Consider the following 21882-nt stretch of genomic DNA (forward strand, 5'->3'; position numbering starts at 1 on the left):
AATGGCCGCCGCTGTCCACCGCCCGCTCCCGGAGCCCCCATGCCCGTTGAAGCCCAGCCGGAAGCCGCCGTCGTCGAAGCGACCGGTGTGCCCGGCTATCTCTCCATTCGTGATCTGCGCAAGGAATTCGATGGCTTCGTCGCCGTCGACGACGTCAACCTGGACGTCCGCAAGGGCGAGATATTCGCGCTGCTCGGTGGCTCCGGCAGCGGCAAATCGACCCTGCTGCGCTGCCTGGGCGGCTTCGAGACACCCACCAAGGGCAGCATCACCGTCGATGGCCAGCGGATGGACGCGCTGCCGCCGTACCAGCGGCCGGTCAACATGATGTTCCAGTCCTATGCGCTGTTCCCGCACATGACCGTGGAGCAGAACATCGCCTTCGGCCTGAAGCAGGACGGACTCGCCCGCGAGACCATCGCCAAGCGCGTGGGCGAGATGCTCGACCTGGTGCAGATGGGCCATCTTGGCAAGCGCAAGCCGCACCAGCTGTCCGGCGGCCAGCAGCAGCGCGTGGCGCTGGCGCGGTCGCTGGCCAAGGGGCCCAAGCTGCTGCTGCTGGACGAACCGATGGGCGCGCTGGACAAGAAGCTGCGCTCGCAGATGCAGCTGGAGCTGGTCAGCATCATCGAGTCGTCGGGCGTGACCTGCGTGATGGTCACCCACGACCAGGAAGAGGCGATGACCATGGCCACCCGCATCGCGGTGATGGACGCCGGCTGGATCCAGCAGGTCGGCAAGCCCGACGAGGTCTACGAGCAGCCGGCCAACCGCTTCGTCGCCGAGTTCATCGGCTCGGTCAACCTGTTCGACGGGGTGATCGACGAGGACCTGCCCGAATACGTGACCGTGCGTTCGCCGCTGTTCCCGGCGCCGGTCTACATCGCCCACGGCATCACCTGCTATGAAGGGCAGCCGGTCGCGTTCGCGCTGCGCCCGGAGAAGGTGATGATCGGCAAGGACGAGCCGGAAGGGCACACCAACAAGGCGCAGGGCGTGATCGAGGACATTGCCTATTTCGGCAGCCATTCGGTATACCACGTGCGCCTGCCCAGCGGCGCCAAGGTGCTGGCCAACTTCGCCAACTCGCAGCGCTGGGCCAGCGATGGCCTGACCTGGGGTGACGAGGTGTGGGTACACTGGCGCGACAACGACGGCGTGGTGCTGACCTCATGAGCGCCGCCGGCCTGAAGCGCTGGCTGCCGGGGCTGCGTGCCACGGTGATCGGCATTCCGTACCTGTGGCTGCTGCTGTTCTTCGCCGTGCCGTTCCTGATCGTGCTGATGATCAGTTTCTCGCACAGCCGGGTCGGCTCGCCCCCGTACACCTGGCTGCTGCAGTACGTCGATGGCGGGCTCTCGCTCAAGCTCAACCTCGAGAACTACCTGGCGCTGTTCCGTGATTCGATCTATGCGCAGGCGTTCCTGAGCTCGATCAAGATCGCCGCCATCTCGACCTTCCTCACCCTGCTGATCGGCTATCCGATGGCCTATGCCATCGCCCGCCTGTCGCCGGCCGCGCGCAACGTGGCGATGATGCTGGTGGTGCTGCCGTCCTGGACCTCGTTCCTGATCCGCGTCTATGCATGGAAAGCGATCCTGGACCGCAACGGCCTGCTCGACCAGTTCCTGCAGTACACCGGCCTGCAGTCGCTGATGACCTCGATGGGCCTGCCGAAACTGCAGCTGATCGACACCCCGACCGCGGCCTACATCGGCATCGTGTACTGCTATCTGCCGTTCATGGTGCTGCCGCTGTACGCCAACCTGGTCAAGCATGACCACCGACTGCTGGAAGCAGCCTACGACCTCGGCGCCAAGCCGTGGCAGGCGTTCCTGCGCATCACCCTGCCGCTGTCGAAGGCGGGCATCATCGCCGGCTGCATGCTGGTGATGATCCCGGCGATCGGCGAATTCGTGATCCCGGAAATGCTGGGTGGGTCGGAAACCCTGATGGTCGGTCGCCAGCTGTGGAACGAGTTCTTCAACAACCGCAACTGGCCGGGCGCCTCGGCGATGGCAGTGGCGATGATCCTGTTGCTGCTGGTGCCGATCCTGCTGTTCAACCGATCCCAGCAGCGGTTGCTGGAAGGGAAGCAGGCATGAGCCCGCGTTCTGCCAAGGGCCTGGGCCTGGGTGTGCTGCTGCTCGGCTTCGCTTTCCTGTACCTGCCGATCCTGCTGTTGATGTTCTATTCGTTCAACAGCTCGCGGTTGGCCATGGTCTGGGCCGGGTTCTCCACCCGTGCCTACAGCGACCTGTTTGCCGACCGCGCGCTGATGGATGCGATGTGGACCAGCCTGGTGGTCGCGTTCTGGACCGCCTGTACCGCCACCGTGCTCGGCACGCTGGCGGCAATGGTGATGACCCGCTTCAAGCGTTTCCGCGGCAAGCCGTTCTTCGGTGCGCTGGTGACCGCGCCGCTGGTGATGCCGGATGTGATCCTCGGCTTCTCGCTGATGGCGCTGCTGGCCTCGATGGGCGCGATACCGGGCTTCCCGGCGCGTGGCCTGGCCACCATCTGGATCGCCCACGTCACCTTCACCCTGTGCTTCGTCACCGTGGTGGTGTCCTCGCGCCTGCAGGAGATGGACCTGTCGCTGGAAGAAGCGGCGATGGATCTCGGCGCGAGCCGGCTGACCGTGTTCACCCGCATCACCCTGCCGATCATCGCCCCGGCGCTGGTGGCCGGTTGGCTGCTGGCGTTCACCTTGTCGCTGGATGACGTAGTGGTGGCCAGCTTCGTTGCCACGCCGGGCTCGACCACGCTGCCGATGAAGGTGTTCGCCTCGGTACGCATGGGCATCAGCCCGAAGATCAATGCGCTGGCCACGCTGCTGGTGTCTGCAGTATCCATTGCTGCGGTGATCGGCTGGTACATCAATGCGCGTGCGGAGAAGCGACGCCAGCGCGACCTGCAGCTGGCCCGCCAGGACAACGGCTGAGCCGGCAACATCCGGCTCACGGCGGCCGGCGCACAATGGGGGTCTACCTGATGGAGACCCCCCATGACCGTCGAGATCATCAACCCGGCCACCGGCCAGGTGACCTACCGCCATGAGCTGATGGATGCCGCTGCCATCGAGCAGCGCCTGCAGGCCGCAGCCGAGGCGTTCCCACGCTGGGCCGAGCGCTCGCTGCAGGATCGCGGGGCGATCCTCAAGCAGATTGCCGGCCAGCTGCGTGCGCGCCGCGATGACCTGCAGCAGGCCATGACCAGCGAGATGGGCAAGCTGAAGGCCGAGGCCCTGGCCGAAGTGGAAAAGTGCGCGACCACCTGTGAGTTCTATGCCGACCACGCCGCCGACTACCTGAAGCCGCAACTGATCGATACCGAGGCCCAGCGCAGCTACGTGCGCTATGAACCGATCGGCTGCGTGTTCGCGGTGATGCCGTGGAATTTCCCGATCTGGCAGGTGTTCCGCTTCCTGGTCCCGGCGTTCATGGCCGGCAACGTGGCGCTGCTCAAGCACGCCAGCAACGTGCCGCAGTGCGCCGACCTGATCCTGGCGGTGTGCCGCGATGGCGGCCTGCCGGACGGTGTGTTCGACGTGCTGCACATCGACAACGACCAGGCTGCCGACGTACTGCGCGATGCACGGGTGAAGGCAGTCACCCTGACCGGCAGCGAGCGGGCAGGGCGCTCCATCGCGTCCAATGCCGGCAGCCAGTTGAAGAAGTCGGTGATGGAGCTGGGCGGCAGCGACGCCTTCGTGGTGCTCGATGATGCCGATCTGGACAAGGCGGTTGCCGCCGCGGTGAAGTCGCGCTTCGACAACAGTGGCCAGACCTGCATTGCCGCCAAGCGCTTCATCGTGGTTGAAGCGGTAGCCGATGAATTCACCCGGCGCTTCGTCGAAGCCGCAGGCGAGCGTCAGTACGGCGACCCGAACGAGCGCGGCACCACGCTGGCGCCGATGGCCCGTGCCGATCTGCGCGACGAACTGCACAAGCAGGTGCAGGCCAGCGTCGCCAAAGGCGCGCGGGTGCTGATCGGCGGCGAACCGATCGCCGGTTCGCATGCGGGCTACCCGGCCAGCGTGCTCGACCAGGTGGGGCCGGGCATGCCGGCCTATGACGAAGAACTGTTCGGGCCGGTCGCTGCGGTCATCCGGGTCAAGGATGAATCCGAAGCGCTGCGCGTGGCCAACGACACCCGCTTCGGCCTCGGCGGCAGCGTGTGGACGCGTGACCCGGTGCGTGGCGAGTCCTTCGCCCAGCGCATGGAATGCGGCGCGGCCTTCGTCAACGCCATCGTCAAGAGCGATGCGCGGTTGCCGTTCGGCGGCAGCAAGGAATCAGGTTTTGGCCGTGAACTGGCCGACCACGGCATCCATGAGTTCATGAACATCAAGACGATCTACGTGGCTTGATTCCCAACGGTAGTGCCGGCCGCTGGCCGGCATTGCCTGGTTGCCGGCCAGCGGCCGGCACTACCCAAGGCAGGTCATGTGCCACGACCAACGGTCGTGGCCTACCGGTCCGGTGGGAATCGACCGTTGGTCGATACGCCCTACAACCACTTCACCCGCTTGAACAGCCGGTACAGGCCAACGCAGATGCCACCGACAGCGACAATCATCAGCGGGTAGGCCCACGGCTGGTTCAATTCCGGCATGTGGCTGAAATTCATGCCATACCAGCTGGTGATCAGCGTCGGTGCGGCCAGCAGCGCGGCCCAGGCACCCAGCCGCTTCACCGTCTCACCCTGCGCCAGCGTCACCAGTGACAGGTTCACGCTCAGGGCCGTGCCCAGCATTTCGCGCAGCGTGTCGATGACATCGCTGATGCGTACCGCATGGTCGTGCACGTCGCGGATATACAGCTTCACTTCGTCCGGGAACAGCTCGCCCTGGTACCGACGCAGCTGTGCCAGTACATCCTGCAGTGGCGCCACCGCCATCCGCATCTTGTTCAACTCGCGCTTGAGCTCATACAGGCGCACCACCGTGCTGCGCTTGTAGCTGTCGGCAAAGATGTCCTTCTCCAGCAGTTCCAGGGTGTCGCGGAAGCGGTTGGTGATGGGCAGGTAATTGTCGACCACGAAGTCGGCCACGGCGTACAGGCAGTACGAGGGGCCCATTTTCAGCAGCTGTGGTTCGCGCTCCACGCGCGCGCGCACCGGTGCGTACGAGAGCGAGGCGCCATGGCGAACGGTCACCAGGAACCGTGGGCCGAGGAAGGCGTGGGTCTCGCCGTACTGGATGCGCTCGTCGACCATCTGCGCGGTGGTCACCACCACGAACAACGAGTTGCCGTAGGCCTCCACCTTGGGGCGCTGGTGCGCGTTGCGCGCATCTTCGACGGCCAGGTCGTGCAGGCAGAATTCTTCCTGCAGCTTCAGCAGCACGTCTTCGTTTGGATCGTACAGGCCGACCCAGACGAAACCATTGTTGCTGGCGATGACATCGCTGATGGCATCCAGGCTGATGTCGTGGCGTTTGCCGTCGTCATCGTAGTGGACGCAGTTGATGACGCAGGTGGGATTGGCTGCGGCGGAGGCGGCAGCAGGGGCGGGCAGTGGGGCGGGCAATGACATGCCCGCCATCGTGCGTCAGTGCTGCGTTTCCGACAAGTGAGGACGGCGCCCCAGCACCCAGGCCAGCGCCGCGTGGACCGGCAGCAGCAGCACGATCCACTGCACGTTGTACTGCGCCTGCAGGCTCAGCCAGTGCAGCACCAGGGCAGCCACGGCCTGCACCGCCACCAGCCACAGCACGATCCTGAACATGCGGCCGGGCACGCGCCGCCGCAGCAGGCTGATCGCCCCCGGCAACAGCAGCACGCACAGCGGCGACAGCAGCAGCAGGTTGCGGTTGGCCCAGGCAGCGTAGTGCGTGCTGAAGCCCCACAGGAACACCAGCAGGCCACCGGCGATGGTGCACAGCAGCCACAGCGGCAAGGCCAGGCCGGCCAGCAGGCGCGTACGCCTGCGCAGCGCCAGCACGCCGACCGCAATCACCAAGCCACACAGCAGCCACGGCCACCAGTGGCGCGCGAATTCCTTCGGTTCGGGGTCGATGCGGTGCGGCAGCAGTTCCTGCTCGGACTGCACCAGCGGGCGGCCGTCGCTGTTGCGGGCCTGCCGCAGGGCATCGGCCAGGCGCATCGGCACGAAGGCTTCCTGCCAGCGCGAGAGCGGCTGGTCGGCAAACGGGCCCAGGCCGATATCGAAGCCCAGCCACATCCACGGGGCCGGGGACGCCAGCCGTACCGACTCGCTGCGATAGGTGTTCCCACGCGAACGGCCCGACAGCTGTGAATGCAGGCCGCCGCCCAGTGCCTTGTCCAGCGTGTCGCGCACCATCGTGGCGCAGTTGGCGGTGTAGTAATCGTAGTGGTAGCGCGCGTTTTCCGGCTTGGCCCGTTCGGCCAGGTCTGCGGCCAGCGAGCGTGCCTGGTCAGGGGTGATATCCAGCCACTGCACGCTGGCACCGCGGCCGGTCTCGTCGTAGTACGACAGGTCCTGCTGCAGTGGCAGCGCCACCAGGTAATACATCATGTCGCCACGCACGAAGCGGCCGATGAAATCCTGTTCGGACGGATCGAAGTAGCCGAAGTTGTACGAGATCGCTTCGCCGCTCACCGGGTTCAGCACGACGATGGCATCGTGGCCGAAGCGCTCGAAGAACACGGTGCCGGGCTGCATGGTGACCACACCAACGCGCGGGGCAGGGGCATCACTGGCCGTCGAAACGACCGGTGGCGCCGCCTGCGCGAACGCGGTCAGTGGCAGGGTCGTGGCCAGCACGCAAAGTGCCAGCCACACCGTCAGGATCAGGCCACGGTGCTTCAAGCGTCGTCCTGCGCGTCCGGTGCCAGCACCGTTACATGGAAGGCCTGGACCCGGCGCGCATCGGCGCGGGCTACGCGGAACATGAAGCGGTCCAGCGCCAGTTCGTCACCGACTTCCGGCAGATGGCCCACCGCTTCGGTCACCAGGCCACCGATGGTGTCGTAGTCCTCATCGGAGAAGGTGGCACCGAAGCGCTCGTTGAAATCGCCGATCGGCGTCAGTGCATCCACCACGTACTGGCCATCGGCCTGGATGGCGATCTGCGCCGAGAAATCCTCGGCTTCGTCGTGCTCGTCGTCGATCTCGCCGACGATCTGCTCCAGCACGTCCTCGATGGTGACCAGGCCGGCGACACCGCCGTACTCGTCCACCACGATCGCCATGTGGTTGCGCGACAGGCGGAATTCCTTCAGCAGCACGTTGAGCTTCTTCGCTTCCGGAATCAGCACCGCCGGGCGCAGCAGTTCACGCACGTTGCCCGGACCGTTGTCGGCAACCACGCCGCGCAGCAGGTCCTTGGCCAGCAACACGCCGAGGATGTCGTCCTTGTTCTCACCATGCACCGGGAAGCGCGAATGGCCGGACTCGACCACCTGCTTCATCAGCTCCAGGAAGGGCGCCTCCACCGGCAGCGAGACCATCTGCGAACGCGAGATCATCACGTCGCCCACGGTCAGCTCGGCCACCGAAATGGCACCTTCCATCATCTTCAGGGTATCTGCGGCGATCAACCCTTCTTCCTGCGCGGTGTGCAGGACAGCGACCAGCTCGTCGCGGGTGTGGGGTTCGCCGGAAAAAGCAGACGTCAGGCGTTCAAGCCAGCCGCGCTTCTTTTCACTGTGCTCCACGGAGGAGCTACTACTGTCGTCTTCTGACATCTCTGGAAAAAAGGCACCCGGCAGGCCGGGCGATGACCCAAGTCTAGCAGGATGTGGGGGCCTGTCAGTGACCGTCGGCCGCCGGGGCGGTGGCGGCCGGGCCCTCGTCCTCGGCCGGCAGGTCCAGGCTGTAGGTGCAGCCGGCCAGGGTCCTGCCCGGGTGACTGGCGACGGTGGATACGCTGAGGATGATCGACTCGATCTGCGCCTCCCCGGTCTTCGGGTCGGTCACATCGCGGCTGACCAGCTCGCGCCCGGCCATGAACTTGCCGTCCTGGTCGTAGCCGATCTCCAGGGCCAGCTGCCTGGCCAGCGGCCGCGGATCGGCCTGGTCGAGCACGGCCATGATGCTGGCGCCGGCCACGGCCACACGCTCGGTCTGCTGGCCGAACACGGTGATCGGGCTGGCCAGGCGGTACTCGCTCATGAACTGGTTGCCCTGCGGCAGCGGCTGCAGGCCATGCGCCACGGCCTTCAGCGGATCGGCCAGCAGCGGTGCCAGCGCGGCGTGCTCGGCCACGCCCTGGCGGCATTCGATCAGCGCAGGCAGGTCCAGCGGCGCGGCGGAAGCGGTGGAGGCAACGAGCAGCAGGGGCAGGGCAGTACGCAGCAGCACAGGCAGAAGGTCCGCGATGGAGAAAGCTGGACCATGGTAACGGCCGCCGCGACGTCCAGCGACCGGGCTGTTCAGGGCGGGAACGAGTGCGTGTCGGGTGGCAGCCATTGGATTCTGACCGGGAACCCCAGCATCAGCTGCAGGTGATCGAGGCTGGCGGCGGCGGTTGCGCGGTGGGTCGCGGTGTCTTTCAGCATCAGGTTCAGCTCGCCGGTACGGACATCCAGGTGGAAGCCCAAGGTGTCCGGAAACTGCTGCATCAGCCAATCGCGATGGCTGCCCAGGCGGCGCTGCATCTCCGCCTCCGTCAGCGCGGCGCCGGTGCGGAAGTGCACGTACTGCGGGCCATCTGCGCCGCCATGTACCTCATCTGCTACCGGTTCATCACCGGTCAGTCGCACCACGACGTGCCAGCCCGGATCGTTGTCCACCCAGATACCCGCCAGCCGCGCCGCGTGCCTGGCTTCCAGGCGCTCGATCAGCGCCCGTTGCTGGGCGGTGGCGACGGTGTTGCGGGTGTCCTGCTCGCTGCTGCCGAAAAAAGCGCGCAGCTCGGCGACCTTGGCACTGATGTCGGCCTCACTGTCGCTGGCGGGAAACGGTGAGGGCCGGTCAGGATCGGGCATCAGGCCTGCCCCGGACTGCAGCAGGGTGGAGAGCAATAGTGCGGACATCAAGATCATTGGTGCTCCCGAGGCAGCATCACCCGTTGCAAAGGGCGGTGTCAGCTCTGCGGTGTCCGGTGCAGCAGCGCCCGCACACGTCGTACCGAACGATTGGCCACAGTGCGCAACGCCATCGCCGGCAGGGTCAGCATCGCCGAGAGCAGTGCCACGTGGACCAGTTGCATCACTGCGCGGACCGCAACCGGCAGTGCACCCGGTTCCAGCAGCCAGTCCGGCAGGTTCGTGCTCGCCAGGTGGATAGTGCTCATGTACACCACAGCGAGCAGGAACAGCGCCCACAGCTGCGCACGCGTTGCGTAAAAGAACGGCAGGCTGCCGCTTGCGCGCCCGAGGCGCTGCTGCAGGACCACGCGCCAGCTCACCGGTGCGGAGAGCGCGCCGATCAGGATCAGCACCATCGTGGTCATCCAGATCGCCGACGTACTGCTCACCGGGCCACTTCCGCTGAGCAGGTGCGGCCCGACCACACCCACGGCTACGCCTGCCAGCAGGCTGGTGGGCGACAACAGGGCCAGTGTGCCCAGCAGCCAGTGCCGGCCGTCGGGGTGGTTGGCGCTGACGCGGCGCACCACGTTGGCGGTCACGACCAGCAGCAGGGAGAAGATTGCACTTCCGGCCAGCAGCGGCCCCATGTCGCCCATCATCATCCATGTCTCCGGGGAGGTTGCAGGCGCAGGATAGCGCTGTCCCCGGCTCAGCGCTCGCCCGCGTACGGGTCGTCGATGCCAAGCTCGGCCAGGATCTCGCGCTCCAGCTGTTCCATCGCCTCGGCTTCCTTGTCGTCCTCGTGGTCCCAGCCAAGCAGGTGCAGCACGCCGTGCACGGTCAGGTGCGCGTAGTGGGCGTTGAGCACTTTGCCCTGCTCCTCGGCTTCACGCGCCACCACCGGTGCGCAGATCACCAGGTCGCCCAGCAGCGGGAACTTGACGCCCTTGGGCAGGCCCTCCGGCACGTCGGCCGGGAAGCTCAGCACGTTGGTGGCGTAGTCCTTGCCCCGGTAGTGCCGGTTCAACGACTGCCCTTCCTTGCTGTCGACCACGCGGATGGCCAGGTCGGCCTCGCGGATGCGGCCCTTCAGCGCAGCCGCCACCCACTTGCGGAAGCTGACGGCCGAGGGCAGCCCGGCACGGGGCAGGGCGTAGTTGACGGCGACATCCAGTCGTACGGGACCACGGGTCATGGAGTCGCTCCAGGTTGGATCTCATGCAGGTCGCGGCGGTCGTAGGCACTGACGATGCGCGCCACCAGCGGGTGGCGGACCACGTCGCGGGCTTCGAAGAAGGTGAAGCTGACGCCCTCCACGTCGCGCAGCACGTCGATCGCATCGCGCAGGCCGGACTTCACGTGCTTGGGCAGGTCGGTCTGGGTCAGGTCGCCGGTGACCACGGCGGTGGAACCGAAGCCCAGGCGGGTCAGGAACATCTTCATCTGTTCGATGGTGGTGTTCTGCGCTTCGTCCAGGATCACGAACGCATCGTTGAGCGTGCGGCCGCGCATGTAGGCCAGCGGCGCGATCTCGATGACGTTCTTTTCCAGCAGCTTGAGCACCTTTTCCACGCCCAGCATTTCATACAGGGCGTCGTACAGTGGGCGCAGGTACGGGTCGACCTTCTGGCTCAGGTCGCCGGGCAGGAAGCCCAGCTTCTCGCCGGCCTCGACCGCCGGACGCACCAGGATCAGGCGCTGCACGCGTGATTCGTTCAGTGCTTCCACCGCGCTGGCCACGGCCAGGAAGGTCTTGCCGGTACCGGCCGGGCCGATGCCGAAGTTGATGTCGTGGCTGACGATCTGGTGCAGGTAGCGGCTCTGGTTGGAACCCCGGCCGCGCACGGTTCCGCGCTTGACCTTGATCGCCACGTCCTGCGCTTCGTAGGAGCGGTCGGCGATCTGTTCGATGTTGGCCGCGTTCAGCCGCAGGTGAATGGCGTGGTTGTCGAAGGTGGTCTCTGCGGCTTCTTCGTACAGCGCCTCGATCAGTTTCTGCGCCTCGGCGCTGGCCTCGGCCGGGCCGCTGATGCGGAACACGAAGCCGCGGTTGGCGATTTCCACGCCAAGCTTCAGTTCGATCTGGCGAAGGTGGCCGTCGAACGGGCCGCACAGGTTGGCCAGCTGCGCGTTGTCTTCCGGCGACAGGGTGAAGTCTCGATGCTCGATGCTTTTCATTGCTTGGGGTGGGGCGGGGTCGCCGTCCACCGCGATGGAGTCAGGGACGACAAGGGTAACGCGCAAGCCGGCATGACGACAGTTCTCCACACCGGGTGTGGACCGGCGCCGAAGAAACCTGTGGATAGACCTTCGCAGGGCTTGTGCCACAAGGAAGATGATGCCGTGGTGAAAATTGTGCCAGTGCCTGCAGGGTTTTCCACATGCGGTGTGGACGGTGTTGCCACGAACCTGTGGATAGGTGGCAGCGAGCCTTGCGGCAGTGGCGTTGGCAGCGGCTGATCAATTATTGGCCAGCGCTGATCTGGATCATTGCGGGTGCACAGGGAGCATGGCACCGTGGCGCCATCGCAGGAGGTGGCGCATGGCCGTGGGCACGTGGGTGCGCAGGATGGGGTTGCTGGGCAGCAGCCTGCTGGCGGGGTGCGGCGAAGCACCACCAGCAGCACTGGGTACGCTTGAATGGGACCGGATCAGCGTGCCCGCACCGGCGGCTGAAGTGATCAGTACCGTTGACGTGCGCGAGGGGCAGGCGGTCAAGGCGGGCGCGCTGCTGATGCGCCTGGACCCTGTCCGTGGCGCAGCCCAGCTCGACGCCGCACAGGCCGAAACGGCCCGCGCGCAGGCACAGCTCGAGGAACTGCAGGTTGGCCCGCGTCCGGAGCAGATCGCCCAGGCGCAGGCACAGCTCACCGCGCTGCGCGCGCAGGCGGCGGAAGCCACCGCTTACTACCGCCGGGTGCAACCGCTGGCCCGTCAGCGGTTGGTGGCTGCCGCTGATCTGGACCGGGCCCGCGCGGCCGCCGACAACGCCGTGGCCAGCGTGCGTGCTGCCGAACAGGCGTGGCTGCAGCTGCAGCGCGGCAACCGTCGTGAGGACATCGCCCAGGGCCAGGCCGCCTCCAGGGCGACACAGGCACAGGAGGTCGTGCAGGCCGTCAACCTGCAGAAGCTGCAGCTGCGCGCGCCGCGCGATGGCGTGGTCGATGCGTTGCCCTACAGGCAAGGCGACCAGGCACCGATCGGTGCACCGTTGGTGGTGATGCTGGTGGGCGAACGGCCGCATGCGCGCGTGTACCTGCCGCAGCCGTTGCGCCTGCAGGTGAAGGTCGGGCAGGCCGCGCAGGTGCAGCTGGACGGCGCCAACACCGTACTGAAAGCGCATGTGCGGTCGATCCGCAGCGAACCTTCCTTTACCCCCTATTACGCGTTGACTGGTGATGACGTCTCGCGGTTGAGCTACCTGGCCGAGATCGAGATCGACGAGAGTGCCGACATGCAGGCGCTGCCCGCCGGGCTGCCGGTGCAGGTGCGCTTCTGAACCCGGTCGATGACATCGCCGTGCGTGCGCGGGGCCTGAGTCGCCGTTTCGGCGACCTGCTGGCGGTGGACAACGTCGATCTGCAGGTGCCGCGTGGGCAGGTATACGGCTTCCTCGGCCCGAACGGCTCGGGCAAATCGACCACCATCCGCATGCTGTGCGGGCTGCTTGAGCCGAGCGCGGGCGAGATCGACGTGCTGGGCCTGGCGATCCCGGCGCAGGCCGAGGCGTTGCGCCGCCGCATCGGCTACATGACCCAGCGTTTTTCGTTGTACGAAGACCTGTCGGTGCGGGAGAACCTGGAATTTCTTGCCGCCATCCAGGATCTGCCACGCGCGCAGGCGCGGCAACGGGTCGATGCGCTGCTGCTGCAGTATCGCCTGCAGGATCGCCAGGTGCAGTTGGCCGGCACCCTCAGTGGTGGGCAGAAGCAGCGGCTGGCGCTGGCCGGTGCGGTGATCCATGCGCCGGAACTGCTGTTCCTGGATGAGCCGACCAGTGCGGTCGATCCCGAGTCGCGTCGCGATTTCTGGGAGGCGCTGTTCGAACTCGCCGATGCCGGCACCACGGTGCTGGTGTCCACCCACTACATGGACGAGGCCGAACGCTGCCACCGGCTGGCGATCCTTGATCGCGGTGCCCTGGTAGCCGATGGCACGCCGGCCGAACTGTGCGCGCAGCTGCAGGGTCGCACCCTGGCCGTCACCACCGCGCAACCCCGGCAGGCCAGCCGCGCGCTGGCGGCGCTGCCTGGCGTGCTCAGCGTGGCGCAGATCGGCACCGAGCTGCGTGTGCTGTGCAGTGAGGGCGCGGCCGATACCGCCGTGCTGGCGCAGGCCCTTGCCACCGCCGATCCGCAGGCCAGCATCGAACCGGTGGCGCCCAACCTGGAAGACGTCTTCGTTTCCGCTACCCGTGGCCGCGGCCGGGAGCCGGCGGCATGAGCCTGCGACGGCTGTGGGCGATCATGCTCAAGGAGCTGCGCCAGCTGCGCCGCGACCGGATCACCCTGGCGATGATCATCGGCATCCCGGTGATGCAGCTGCTGCTGTTCGGCTATGCGATCAACCTCAACCTGCGGCACCTGGATGCCGGCATCGCCGACCAGGCCAACAGTGCGGCTTCTCGCGCGCTGGTGCAGGACATGGTCGCCACCGGTGTGATCGCCCCGCGCGCACAGGCCTATACGCCCGAACAGCTGATGGAGGCGTTGCGACGGGGCCGGATCAGCGTGGGTATCGTGATTCCCGCCGATTTCGAACGACGCCGCTACGAAGGCCGCGAAGCGGTGCAGGTACTGGTCGATGGCAGCGACACGGTGGTGCAAAGTGCGGCGATCCAGTTGGCGCAGGTGCCGCTGGACACGCGGCCGACCAGCAACACGCGGCCGCTACGCGAAGGCAGCATCGCCAGCGGGCCGGTGAGTGTCATCAGCTTCTATAACCCGCAACGACGGTCAGCGGTGAACATCGTGCCCGGCCTGATCGGAGTGATCCTGACCATGACCCTGGTGATGTTCACTGCAGTGGCGGTGGTACGCGAGCGCGAACGCGGCAACATGGAGCTGCTGATCGCCACGCCGGTATCGCGCAGCGAACTGATGGTCGGCAAGGTATTGCCATACGCAGCGATCGGTCTGCTGCAGACCACCCTGGTGCTGCTGCTGGGCACGTGGTTGTTCGAGGTCCCGATCCGCGGCAGCCTGCTGGATGTCTATCTGGCCGCCGTGCTGCTGGTGCTGGCCAACCTGGCGCTGGGCCTGTTGATTTCAACCCGGGCGCGTTCGCAGTTCCAGGCCATGCAGATGACCCTGTTCCTGTTCCTGCCCTCCATCCTGCTGTCGGGCTTCATGTTCCCGTTCGCCGGCATGCCCCGGCCGGTGCAGTGGCTGGCTGAAGTATTGCCGCTGACCCATTTCCTGCGCCTGGTACGCGGCATCATGCTGCGCGGTGCTTCGCTGTGGGAGCTGTGGCCGGACGCGCTGGCGCTGCTGGTGTTCATCGTGGCGATGATGACCCTGGCCATCCTGCGCTTCCGCAAACGCCTGGATTGAAGCATGCCGACCAACGGTCGGCATCCACCCCGGTAGGTGCCGACCGCTGGCCGGCATCAATTGCGGTGGTTGCCGACCGTTGGTCGGCACGCCTCAATTCCTCGGTGGTTGCCGACCGTTGGTCGGCACGCCTCAATCCCTCGGTGGGTGCCGACCGTTGGTCGGCACACCTTATTCCGTCACGACGCGCCCGCGCAGCGAGTTGGTCATCGCTTCGGTGATCACCACGTCCACGAACTGGCCGATCAGGCGCGGGTGCGCCGGGAAGTTCACCGAACGCATGTTCTCGGTCTTGCCAGTCAGTTCGTTCGGGTTCTTGCGCGAAGGGCCTTCCACCAGCACGGTCTGTACGCTGCCGACCATCTTTTCGGAGATCTGCGCGGCATGCGCGTTGATCCGTTCCTGCAGCCGCGACAGGCGCGCATGCTTTTCCGCGTCGCTGATCGTGTCTTCCAGGTCTGCAGCCGGCGTGCCCGGGCGACGCGAATAGATGAAGGAGAAGCTGTGGTCGAAGCCGATATCCTCGATCAGCTTCATGGTCTTCTCGAAATCAGCATCCGTCTCGCCGGGAAAACCGACGATGAAGTCCGAACTGATCGAGATATCGGGGCGCACCGCACGCAGCTTGCGGATCTTCGACTTGAATTCCAGTGCGGTGTAACCGCGCTTCATCGCTGACAGCACGCGGTCGCTGCCTGCCTGCACCGGCAGGTGCAGGAAGTTGGCCAGCTGCGGCACGTCGCGGAACGCGTCGATCAACGAATCGCTGAACTCCAGCGGGTGCGAGGTGGTGAAACGGATGCGACCGATGCCGTCGATCTCGGCGATGGTGCGGATCAGCAGGCCGAGGTCGGCGAGCTCGCCATCACCATAGGGGCCACGGTAGGCGTTGACGTTCTGGCCGAGCAGATTGATTTCGCGCACGCCCTGTGCCGCAAGCTGTGCCACTTCCACCACCACGTCTTCGAACGGACGGCTGACTTCGGTACCACGCGTGTAGGGCACCACGCAGAACGAACAGTACTTGGAGCAGCCTTCCATGATCGATACGAACGCCGACGCGCCATCGGCACGCGGTTCGGGCATGCGATCGAACTTCTCGATTTCCGGGAAGCTGATGTCCACCTGCGGGCGCTGCTGCTCGCGACGGGCGCGGATCAGTTCCGGCAGGCGATGCAGTGTCTGCGGGCCGAACACCAGGTCGACGAACGGCGCACGCTTGATGATCGCCTCGCCTTCCTGCGACGCCACGCAACCGCCTACGCCGATGATGACCTCGCGGCCCTGGTTCTTCAGGCTCTTCCAGATGCCCAGCTGGCTGAACACTTTCTCCTGCGCCTTTTCGCGGATCGAGCAGGTGTTGACCAGGATGACGTCGGCGTCTTCCGGGCGATCGGTCAGTTCCAGGCCATCGCTGGCGGCGAGCACGTCGGCCATCTTGGCCGAGTCGTACTCGTTCATCTGGCAACCGTGGGTCTTGATGTACAGCTTGCCCTTCACCTGGTCGGGCTTGCGCGGACCAGAGGGCAGGGCAACGAGCGGAGTGCCGCCCTGGGCGGCGGGCGGAAAGACGTCTGGCGTCCCGGTCATGGCGCTTAATCCATTCGGGTGGCGGGAAAGGGGGCGATTCTACCCGCATCCCGGGGCGTGCGCCCGGCGCAACGCCAGCGGCGCCGCGCTGCGCGCTCGCGGGGCATGGCCCCGCGCTACCTGCATCCCGTCCCCTTCGGCGGCGCCGGGCCGGGCCGGCTGCCCTCACGCCGCGATCAGCTCCGCATCGATCTGCCGCGAACGATCAAACGCGGTCATCGCGCTCATCCGATCGATGTAGGCGGCCGTCGCCGGTGCTGGCTGCACCAGGCCGAACGCACTGGTCCATGCCAGCGCATTGCCCCACAGCACGTCGGCCGCACTCATCACCTCGCCCAGCAGGTACGGTCCCTGCGCGAGCTGCGCTTCGATCACCTGCAGCACCGTATCGGCATCGTTGTAGGGCGACATCGCATGCGGCGGCGGATCGCGGCGCATCGCCCGGTCGATCATCGCTGGCTCGAAACAGGCGCCATAGAAGGCCATCCAGCGCAGGTAAGGGCCGCGCAGGGCGTCGCCGATCGGCGGTGCCAGCCCGGCTTCCGGGTACAGGTCAGCCAGGTACAGATAGATCGCCACCTGCTCGGTCACCAGGGCGCCGTTGTGGACGATGGCCGGCACCTTGCCCATCGGGTTGATAGCCAGATAGGCCGGGGCCAGGTTGGCACCGGCCTTCAGGTCCAGCACCTGCATGCGGTAGTCGGCGCCCAGCGCTTCGAGCAGGGCGACAGCGCCGCTCGAGCGTGAACGGGCGGCGTGGTAGAGGGTGATCTGGCGTGACGTCATGGCATTGCTCCCTGCAGGTGGTGGTGAAGTGGGGCCCATGCTGGGGCACAATTGCGGACGACTTCTGTCCGCGATCCGTCATGCGCCATACCGCCCATCGCCTGCTTCGCCTGATTTCCCTGCTGCAGGCCCGCCGTCACTGGTCCGGCGCCGAGCTGGCCGAGCGCATGGGCGTGGACCGGCGCAGCATCCGTCGCGATGTCGAGCGCCTGCGTGAGCTGGGGTATCCGGTACAGGCCTCGGCCGGTGTAGGTGGCGGCTACCGGCTGGGCGCCGGTGCGCCGGTGCTGCCGATGCTGCTGGATGAGGAGGAGGCCACCACACTGGCGATTGCCCTGCGCGCGGCGTCGGCCACGGTGTCCGGCATCGACGACACCGCACGCGGCCTGCTGTCCAAGCTCGACCCGCTGGTGCCGGCGCGTCGCCGCCAGCAGGCCGGCGAAGTACATGCCGCCACCGCAACCCTGTCCGACCTGCCGTCCACCGACGCGCGCCTGCTCGGGCGACTGGCCCAGCATTGCCGGCAGGCCGCGCGGCTGGCCTTCGAATACCGCAGCGCGCAGGACGCGGTGACGCAACGCGAAGTCGAGGCCCAGCACCTGGTCAACTACGGACGGCGCTGGTATCTGCTGGCCTGGGACCTGGGGCGGCAGGACTGGCGCACGCTGCGCGTGGACCGGATGGGCGCAGTGCGTTCGCTGCCAGAGCCTGGCCTGCATCGGCGCACTCCGGCGCCGCCGGATGTGATGGTGCGGCAGGCGGTCAGCCAGGCGCCGTTCGCGCTGCAGGCCGTCCTGCGCCTGGCCGGCAGCGAAGCGGAGCTGACCGGGTGCATTCCGCCCTGGTGCGGTGTGCTGGAGGCCGACGGGCCAGAACATTGCCTGTTGCGGATGGGCGCGGAGAGCCGCGGCATGATGCTGGCGCAGATCCTCAGCCTGGATCGCCTGCCGGTGGCGGTGTGGACCACGCCGGCCGAGCTGCGCGAGGAGCTGGCCCAGCGCCTGGCCGGGCTTGGCCAGGTCCTGGCCGTGCCCGCCGTCACGGTCTGAGCCGGCGCCCTTGGCAAGCCGCAGCGAAGCTGGGACACTCGCGGCCATGAAGGGGAGACTGGGGATAACGGCGATCATCATCGCTGCGCTGACCGCTGCGCCGGCCAGCGCCGGTACCCTGTACAAGTGCCTCGGCGCCGACGGTGTCACCAGCTATGTCAGCAAGCGGGTGGCTGGTGCCCAATGCAGCACCATCAGCTATACCCGCAGCGCGGGCAGGGCGGCGCGCGCTCCGGTCGCCACGCCGGCGCCGGCGCCGGCGCCGCTACCAGTACCTGCGGCACCTGCGGCACCTGCTGCAGTGGTGGCCAGCGCCGAGCGTAATCCGGTCGCGGTTGCCGCCGCTGCGGCCAGTCCTGCTGTCGCAGCGACCCCGGCACCCGCAACGACCTCTACGCCGGCCAGTCCACGCGGCGGCAGGATGGTCAGCGGACAGGTCTATTCGTACATGCAGGACGGGGTGCGCCACTACACCAGCGCACGCCCGACCCAGGTCGCCAACCTCGGCCCGGTGCGGACCATCCGCTACAGTTTCATGGAGCGCTGTTACGCCTGCGGGGTCAATCCGCGCGTCGATTTCGGCAGCGTGCGCCTGAACACCACGGCCTTCCAGAGCGAGATCACCGCGGCCGCACGCGAATTCGGGGTGGAAGAGGCCGTGGTACGCGCGATCATCCATGCCGAGTCGGCCTACAACCCGACCGCACTCAGCCGTGCTGGCGCCCAGGGCCTGATGCAGCTGATGCCGCCCACCGCCGCGCGCTTCGGCGTCAGCGATTCCTACGACGCGGGGCAGAACATCCGTGGCGGTGTGCAGTATCTGGCGTGGCTGTTGAAGCGTTTCAATGGAGACCTGACCCTGGCCGCTGCCGGCTACAACGCGGGCGAGGGCGCGGTCGATCGCCATCGCGGCGTGCCGCCCTACAGCGAGACCCAGTATTACGTGCGCCGGGTCGGCCAGCTGGCCGAGCGCTATCGCACGGTGCTGAGCAAGCAGTAGGTGCCGATCGTTGGTCGGCCCACCGTTAACAGGTAGGTGCCGACTGTCAGTCGGCCCACCTTTGAACAGGTAGTGCCGGCCGCTGGCCGGCAACCCCACAAACTATGTTGTTGCAATGCGTTGTGTGGCGCGCAACGGTTCCGCTACACTCGACCGAGATTCAATGCGGCTCTGGCCCCCACCGGAACCGCTGGCAGCCTTAAAGCTACCTAATCAATATCGGAGTGCCGGATGGCCAACGATGGGGTACACGATCCAGTCAACACCGGACGTCGGCGTTTTCTTACTGCCACCACAGCCGTGGTGGGCGCCGTCGGCGTCGGATTCACCGCAGTTCCTTTCATCAAATCCTGGAACCCCAGTGCCCGCGCCAAGCTTGCCGGCGCACCGGTGGTGGCCGACATCAGCGCCCTGCAGGAAGGCCAACGCCTGATCGTGGAATGGCGTGGCCAGCCGATCTGGATCGTCAAACGGTCCAAGGCGATCCTTGATGCGCTGCATGGGCTGGATGGCCGCTTGAAGGACCCCGAGTCCGGCGAGAAGGACCAGCAGCCGGAGTATGTGCTCAAGCAGAACCCGGAGCTGCGCTCGATCAAGCCCGAGATCTCGGTGCTGGTCGGTCTCTGCACGCACCTGGGCTGTTCGCCGGAAATGGTGGGTGAAATCCGCCCCGAGCCCTACGACCCCCAATGGAAGGGCGGCTATTTCTGCCCCTGCCACAAGTCGCGCTTCGACATGTCCGGCCGCGTCTTCAAGGACGTGCCCGCACCCATCAACCTGAAGGTGCCCGCGCACCACTACCAGGACGACAACACCATCATCATCGGTGTCGATCCGCAGGGGGCTGCCTGATGTCCAACATCCTCAGCCGTACCGCCACCGGCGTGGCCGACTGGGTCAATGCCCGCGCGCCGGGGTTGATGCCGATCTACCGCAAGCACGTCAGCGAGTACTACGCGCCGAAGAACTTCAACATCTGGTACTACTTTGGCTCGCTGGCGTTGCTGGTGCTGGTCAACCAGATCGTCACCGGCATCTTCCTGACCATGCACTACAAGACGAATGCCGCCGAAGCATTCGCCTCCATCGAATACATCATGCGTGACGTGGAGTGGGGCTGGCTGATCCGCTACATGCACTCCACCGGTGCCTCGCTGTTCTTCATCGTGGTCTACCTGCACATGTTCCGCGGGCTGCTGTATGGCAGCTACCAGAAGCCACGCGAACTGGTGTGGATCCTGGGCATGCTGATCTACCTGGTGTTGATGGCCGAAGCCTTCATGGGTTACGTGCTGCCGTGGGGCCAGATGTCGTTCTGGGGCGCCAAGGTGATCATCTCGCTGTTCGGCGCCATTCCGGTGATCGGCAACGGCCTGACCGAATGGATCATGGGCGATTACCTGCCCAGCGACGCCACGCTCAACCGGTTCTTCGCACTGCACGTGATCGCGCTGCCGCTGGTCCTGCTGCTGCTGGTGGTGCTGCACCTGGGCGCGCTGCATGAAGTGGGATCGAACAATCCCGATGGCGTGGAGATCAAGAAGGGCCCGAAGGGCAACCGCTGGTCACCGAACGCGCCGACCGACGGCATCCCGTTCCATCCCTACTACACACTCAAGGACGGCGTCGGTGCGGGCTTCCTGCTGATCATCGCGGCCTTCATCATCTTCTTCGCACCGGCCTTCGGTGGCCTGTTCCTGGAACACGACAACTTCACCGAAGCCAATCGCCTGGTCACCCCCGAGCACATCAAGCCGGTCTGGTACTACACGCCGTACTACGCGATGTTGCGGGTGGTGCCCAACAAGCTGGGTGGCGTGATCGTGATGTTCTCGGCCATCGCCATCCTGTTCCTGGTGCCCTGGCTGGACCGGGCCAAGGTCAAGTCCTACCGCTACCGCGGCTGGCTGTCGCGCGGCCTGCTGGGCATGTTCGTGGTGTGCTTTGCGTGGCTGATGGTGATCGGTTCCGGTCCTGGTACCGATGCACACGAGACCTATGTCGGGCGGGTGCTGACCTTCCTGTACTTCGCCTTCTTCATCACCATGCCGATATGGACAAGGCTGGACAAGACCAAGCCGGTACCGGAAAGGGTGACCACGCATGACTGAGCGCTGGATGGTCCGGCTGGCCCTGGCGGCCGCCCTGATGCTGGGCAGTACCCTGGCCATGGCCGCCGAGGGCGGCACCAAGCTCCTGCAGGCCGGTAACGACCTGGGTGACCGGGCGTCGCTGCAGCGCGGAGCCCAGTTGTACATGAACTACTGCAGTGGCTGTCATGCACTGAAGTACCTGCGCTATTCGCGGATGGGCGAGGACCTGGGGCTGAGCGAGGAAGAGGTGATGAACAACCTCAACTTCACCGGCTCGGCGATCGGCGATCCGGTGCCGGTGGCGATGCCCAAGGAGCAGGCCGAAAAGTGGTTCGGCAAGATGCCGCCGGACCTGAGCCTGATTTCCCGGGTGCGCGGCAGCGACTGGATCTACACCTACCTGAAGTCGTTCTACCTGGACAGCAGCCGCCCGCTGGGCTGGAACAATGCGCTGTTCGCCAACGCATCCATGCCCAATCCGTTGTGGGAGATGCAGGGCCTGCAGCATGCGGTACATGGCAAGGCCGAAGCAGCGGGCATGGACCCGCCGGTGACGGGCCTGCGCATCGAAAGCCCGGGTTCGGTCGATGCGGCGCAGTACGACCAGGCCGTGCGCGACATCACCAACTTCCTTGAATACGCCGGCGAGCCGGCCGCGCTGAAGCGGCAGCAGCTCGGTGTCTGGGTGATCCTGTTCCTGGCCCTGCTGACCTTCCTGGTGTACCTGTTGAAGAAGGAATACTGGAAGGACGTGCACTGATCCAGGGCCGGCCATCGCAACGGGCCTATTGGCTTTTGTGATGGTCGGTTGCACACTCGGGGAGGAGTCGACCGTCAGCACGGTGCTGGCGG

Annotated in this window: 22 protein-coding genes; 12 read left to right on the forward strand and 10 right to left on the reverse strand. The window is 66.2% G+C overall.

The window, feature by feature from the left end; translation table 11 throughout:
- Window positions 1-39: 39 nt before the first annotated feature.
- The 4 genes from potA (at window position 40) to LC407_RS03420 (ending at window position 4372) form a co-directional block, all read left to right on the forward strand.
- The gene (potA, locus tag LC407_RS03405) at window positions 40-1176 is read left to right on the forward strand and encodes a polyamine ABC transporter ATP-binding protein (protein WP_033830749.1); all 1137 of its coding nucleotides are present in this window, start codon (window positions 40-42) and stop codon (window positions 1174-1176) included.
- On the forward strand, window positions 1173-2105 hold the full coding sequence (locus LC407_RS03410; protein ID WP_025875318.1) for an ABC transporter permease subunit: 933 nt from the start codon (window positions 1173-1175) through the stop codon (window positions 2103-2105). Before potA ends, LC407_RS03410 begins: the two co-directional genes overlap by 4 nt.
- Entirely contained in the window at window positions 2102-2944 is an 843-nt protein-coding gene (locus LC407_RS03415; RefSeq protein WP_025875316.1) for an ABC transporter permease subunit, read from the forward strand. The genes LC407_RS03410 and LC407_RS03415 overlap by 4 nt, the downstream gene beginning before the upstream one ends.
- Window positions 2945-3007: 63 nt before the next feature.
- The gene (locus LC407_RS03420) at window positions 3008-4372 is read left to right on the forward strand and encodes an NAD-dependent succinate-semialdehyde dehydrogenase (protein ID WP_223482199.1); all 1365 of its coding nucleotides are present in this window, start codon (window positions 3008-3010) and stop codon (window positions 4370-4372) included.
- 140 nt (window positions 4373-4512) lie between these two features.
- Here the strand turns inward: LC407_RS03420 and LC407_RS03425 are convergent, their stop codons facing one another.
- From LC407_RS03425 to LC407_RS03460, 8 genes are all read right to left on the reverse strand, one after another.
- The gene (locus LC407_RS03425) at window positions 4513-5547 is read right to left on the reverse strand and encodes a magnesium and cobalt transport protein CorA (RefSeq protein WP_051501564.1); all 1035 of its coding nucleotides are present in this window, start codon (window positions 5545-5547) and stop codon (window positions 4513-4515) included.
- Between the two features lie 6 nt (window positions 5548-5553).
- Window positions 5554-6795 (reverse strand): DUF4105 domain-containing protein, encoded by a 1242-nt coding sequence (locus tag LC407_RS03430; protein ID WP_223482200.1) that lies wholly within the window; start codon window positions 6793-6795, stop codon window positions 5554-5556.
- Window positions 6792-7673 (reverse strand): transporter associated domain-containing protein, encoded by an 882-nt coding sequence (locus tag LC407_RS03435; protein ID WP_033830752.1) that lies wholly within the window; start codon window positions 7671-7673, stop codon window positions 6792-6794. The genes LC407_RS03430 and LC407_RS03435 overlap by 4 nt, the downstream gene beginning before the upstream one ends.
- Before the next feature lie 64 nt (window positions 7674-7737).
- On the reverse strand, window positions 7738-8289 hold the full coding sequence (locus tag LC407_RS03440; RefSeq protein ID WP_223482201.1) for a hypothetical protein: 552 nt from the start codon (window positions 8287-8289) through the stop codon (window positions 7738-7740).
- A 71-nt stretch (window positions 8290-8360) separates the two neighbouring features.
- Window positions 8361-8963, reverse strand: a complete 603-nt coding sequence (locus LC407_RS03445) for a hypothetical protein (RefSeq protein ID WP_223482202.1) — start codon at window positions 8961-8963, stop codon at window positions 8361-8363.
- A 50-nt stretch (window positions 8964-9013) separates the two neighbouring features.
- Window positions 9014-9622, reverse strand: coding sequence for a hypothetical protein (locus LC407_RS03450; RefSeq protein ID WP_223482203.1), 609 nt, complete (start codon window positions 9620-9622; stop codon window positions 9014-9016).
- 47 nt (window positions 9623-9669) lie between these two features.
- The gene (gene ybeY, locus LC407_RS03455) at window positions 9670-10155 is read right to left on the reverse strand and encodes an rRNA maturation RNase YbeY (protein WP_033830754.1); all 486 of its coding nucleotides are present in this window, start codon (window positions 10153-10155) and stop codon (window positions 9670-9672) included.
- Window positions 10152-11138, reverse strand: coding sequence for a PhoH family protein (locus LC407_RS03460; protein ID WP_025875300.1), 987 nt, complete (start codon window positions 11136-11138; stop codon window positions 10152-10154). Before LC407_RS03460 ends, ybeY begins: the two co-directional genes overlap by 4 nt.
- Window positions 11139-11502: 364 nt before the next feature.
- Here LC407_RS03460 and LC407_RS03465 point away from each other — a divergent pair, with 364 nt between their 5' ends.
- The 3 genes from LC407_RS03465 to LC407_RS03475 are packed head-to-tail and all read left to right on the forward strand — an operon-like array spanning window position 11503 to window position 14512.
- Window positions 11503-12459 carry an HlyD family secretion protein gene (locus tag LC407_RS03465; protein ID WP_223482204.1) on the forward strand — a complete coding sequence of 319 codons (957 nt, stop codon included), beginning with the start codon at window positions 11503-11505 and terminating at the stop codon, window positions 12457-12459.
- A 20-nt stretch (window positions 12460-12479) separates the two neighbouring features.
- The gene (locus LC407_RS03470; protein WP_025875296.1) at window positions 12480-13403 is read left to right on the forward strand and encodes an ABC transporter ATP-binding protein; all 924 of its coding nucleotides are present in this window, start codon (window positions 12480-12482) and stop codon (window positions 13401-13403) included.
- Window positions 13400-14512, forward strand: a complete 1113-nt coding sequence (locus tag LC407_RS03475) for an ABC transporter permease (protein WP_223482205.1) — start codon at window positions 13400-13402, stop codon at window positions 14510-14512. Before LC407_RS03470 ends, LC407_RS03475 begins: the two co-directional genes overlap by 4 nt.
- Window positions 14513-14683: 171 nt before the next feature.
- On the opposite strand, the gene miaB is transcribed toward LC407_RS03475, so the two are convergent.
- Together miaB and LC407_RS03485 are read right to left on the reverse strand one after the other, a co-directional pair.
- Entirely contained in the window at window positions 14684-16102 is a 1419-nt protein-coding gene (gene miaB / locus LC407_RS03480; RefSeq protein ID WP_033830758.1) for a tRNA (N6-isopentenyl adenosine(37)-C2)-methylthiotransferase MiaB, read from the reverse strand.
- A gap of 165 nt (window positions 16103-16267) precedes the next feature.
- Entirely contained in the window at window positions 16268-16888 is a 621-nt protein-coding gene (locus tag LC407_RS03485) for a glutathione S-transferase family protein (protein ID WP_025875290.1), read from the reverse strand.
- Between the two features lie 80 nt (window positions 16889-16968).
- Here LC407_RS03485 and LC407_RS03490 point away from each other — a divergent pair, with 80 nt between their 5' ends.
- From LC407_RS03490 to LC407_RS03510, 5 genes are all read left to right on the forward strand, one after another.
- Window positions 16969-17937 carry a WYL domain-containing protein gene (locus LC407_RS03490; protein WP_223482206.1) on the forward strand — a complete coding sequence of 323 codons (969 nt, stop codon included), beginning with the start codon at window positions 16969-16971 and terminating at the stop codon, window positions 17935-17937.
- Window positions 17938-17983: 46 nt separating this feature from the next.
- Window positions 17984-18937 (forward strand): lytic transglycosylase domain-containing protein, encoded by a 954-nt coding sequence (locus LC407_RS03495; protein ID WP_223482207.1) that lies wholly within the window; start codon window positions 17984-17986, stop codon window positions 18935-18937.
- Between the two features lie 231 nt (window positions 18938-19168).
- A complete protein-coding gene (gene petA / locus LC407_RS03500; RefSeq protein ID WP_025875286.1) occupies window positions 19169-19789 on the forward strand; it encodes a ubiquinol-cytochrome c reductase iron-sulfur subunit in 621 nt (206 codons plus the stop codon).
- The gene (locus tag LC407_RS03505) at window positions 19789-21048 is read left to right on the forward strand and encodes a cytochrome bc complex cytochrome b subunit (RefSeq protein WP_025875284.1); all 1260 of its coding nucleotides are present in this window, start codon (window positions 19789-19791) and stop codon (window positions 21046-21048) included. The genes petA and LC407_RS03505 overlap by 1 nt, the downstream gene beginning before the upstream one ends.
- Window positions 21041-21790, forward strand: coding sequence for a cytochrome c1 (locus tag LC407_RS03510; RefSeq protein WP_025875282.1), 750 nt, complete (start codon window positions 21041-21043; stop codon window positions 21788-21790). Before LC407_RS03505 ends, LC407_RS03510 begins: the two co-directional genes overlap by 8 nt.
- The last annotated feature ends 92 nt before the right edge of the window (window positions 21791-21882 follow it).

Origin of the sequence: Stenotrophomonas sp. OVS01A (assembly GCF_019969775.1) — a bacterium.
GTDB classification, from domain to species: domain Bacteria; phylum Pseudomonadota; class Gammaproteobacteria; order Xanthomonadales; family Xanthomonadaceae; genus Stenotrophomonas; species Stenotrophomonas indicatrix.

Excerpts from the sequence above, each read along its gene's own strand:
- LC407_RS03415 (WP_025875316.1), top strand. The coding sequence starts at position 2,102 with ATGAGCCCGCGTTCTGCCAAGGGCCTGGGCCTGGGTGTGCTGCTGCTC.
- LC407_RS03435 (WP_033830752.1), bottom strand. The coding sequence starts at position 7,673 with ATGTCAGAAGACGACAGTAGTAGCTCCTCCGTGGAGCACAGTGAAAAG.
- petA (WP_025875286.1), top strand. The coding sequence starts at position 19,169 with ATGGCCAACGATGGGGTACACGATCCAGTCAACACCGGACGTCGGCGT.
- LC407_RS03445 (WP_223482202.1), bottom strand. The coding sequence starts at position 8,963 with ATGTCCGCACTATTGCTCTCCACCCTGCTGCAGTCCGGGGCAGGCCTG.
- LC407_RS03465 (WP_223482204.1), top strand. The coding sequence starts at position 11,503 with ATGGCCGTGGGCACGTGGGTGCGCAGGATGGGGTTGCTGGGCAGCAGC.
- LC407_RS03460 (WP_025875300.1), bottom strand. The coding sequence starts at position 11,138 with ATGAAAAGCATCGAGCATCGAGACTTCACCCTGTCGCCGGAAGACAAC.
- LC407_RS03490 (WP_223482206.1), top strand. The coding sequence starts at position 16,969 with ATGCGCCATACCGCCCATCGCCTGCTTCGCCTGATTTCCCTGCTGCAG.
- LC407_RS03510 (WP_025875282.1), top strand. The coding sequence starts at position 21,041 with ATGACTGAGCGCTGGATGGTCCGGCTGGCCCTGGCGGCCGCCCTGATG.
- miaB (WP_033830758.1), bottom strand. The coding sequence starts at position 16,102 with ATGACCGGGACGCCAGACGTCTTTCCGCCCGCCGCCCAGGGCGGCACT.
- LC407_RS03495 (WP_223482207.1), top strand. The coding sequence starts at position 17,984 with ATGAAGGGGAGACTGGGGATAACGGCGATCATCATCGCTGCGCTGACC.
- LC407_RS03505 (WP_025875284.1), top strand. The coding sequence starts at position 19,789 with ATGTCCAACATCCTCAGCCGTACCGCCACCGGCGTGGCCGACTGGGTC.
- ybeY (WP_033830754.1), bottom strand. The coding sequence starts at position 10,155 with ATGACCCGTGGTCCCGTACGACTGGATGTCGCCGTCAACTACGCCCTG.
- LC407_RS03420 (WP_223482199.1), top strand. The coding sequence starts at position 3,008 with ATGACCGTCGAGATCATCAACCCGGCCACCGGCCAGGTGACCTACCGC.
- LC407_RS03450 (WP_223482203.1), bottom strand. The coding sequence starts at position 9,622 with ATGATGATGGGCGACATGGGGCCGCTGCTGGCCGGAAGTGCAATCTTC.
- LC407_RS03475 (WP_223482205.1), top strand. The coding sequence starts at position 13,400 with ATGAGCCTGCGACGGCTGTGGGCGATCATGCTCAAGGAGCTGCGCCAG.
- LC407_RS03425 (WP_051501564.1), bottom strand. The coding sequence starts at position 5,547 with ATGGCGGGCATGTCATTGCCCGCCCCACTGCCCGCCCCTGCTGCCGCC.
- LC407_RS03410 (WP_025875318.1), top strand. The coding sequence starts at position 1,173 with ATGAGCGCCGCCGGCCTGAAGCGCTGGCTGCCGGGGCTGCGTGCCACG.
- potA (WP_033830749.1), top strand. The coding sequence starts at position 40 with ATGCCCGTTGAAGCCCAGCCGGAAGCCGCCGTCGTCGAAGCGACCGGT.
- LC407_RS03485 (WP_025875290.1), bottom strand. The coding sequence starts at position 16,888 with ATGACGTCACGCCAGATCACCCTCTACCACGCCGCCCGTTCACGCTCG.